Source organism: Flavobacterium cupreum, from assembly GCF_003996965.1.
GTDB lineage: Bacteria > Bacteroidota > Bacteroidia > Flavobacteriales > Flavobacteriaceae > Flavobacterium > Flavobacterium cupreum.
In genome coordinates, this window is record NZ_QWDM01000053.1 from 1 (window position 1) to 765 (window position 765).

Annotated in this window: 1 protein-coding gene; it reads right to left on the minus strand. The window is 38.4% G+C overall.

What is annotated here, in order from left to right; genetic code table 11:
- Positions 1–658 (minus strand): hypothetical protein (locus D0817_RS24750; RefSeq protein ID WP_134737798.1); only part of this gene is annotated, 658 nt, incomplete at its 3' end.
- Positions 659–765 lie beyond the last annotated feature (107 nt).

A 765-nucleotide genomic window follows, 5' to 3' on the forward strand; every position in this document is an offset into this window, starting at 1 on the left:
TATCATCGATATGTTGCAAAGCCGTTGCAAAGTGTTGTTTGGCTTCGCTCTGGAAGGTCTCAGCCGGAGCAGAAAGTCCCACGGGGGGAACCCCTTTTACAAAGCTTATCAGGGTTGGTAATTGCTGCACTGCTGCCATTAACATTTCCTGATTCCCTTTACTTTTGTTGGTGTCGTACTTAGAAGCCAATTGCTCTTCCCTGATCTCTTCGTACTTCTTTTTCATTTCCTTATTCTCGGACTTTAAAAGCTCATTTTCCGTATGAAGTCTTGAAGCGTCATTCTTTGCAACCATAAGGTTCATAACGTCAAGAGTACCAAGACCGAAGGAATTAGAGAAAACATCCTGTGTCTGAACGGGTTTTACCTGTTGTACTGCAACCTCTTGCGGTTGGTTCTGGGCTGAAAAATTAACATCGAAAGGTGCACCATCAATTTTATAAGTGCTTCCATTTTTGCGCTTTAAAGTCAGATTTAAATTTCGATTTCCTTTGGCGAAAAGGTCTTCAAAGAACTCTTCTGCGCTTTCAAATTCCTGTTTAATTTCGTCGTGCGATTTATTTCTAAAAAGCCATCGGTTTGCTTTTAAATCAAAAACCGAAACAGCCGAATATTTATCAGTATTTAATTTATCGATAAGGTTGTCTAATTCTTGCATCTCAATGTCTTTTTATAAATAATATCTAATTCCTTTTTATTCCAACTTGAATTTTGAAAATCCCCTGATTCCGTATTGCCAAAACGAATGCTTAAATCGATCTTGGA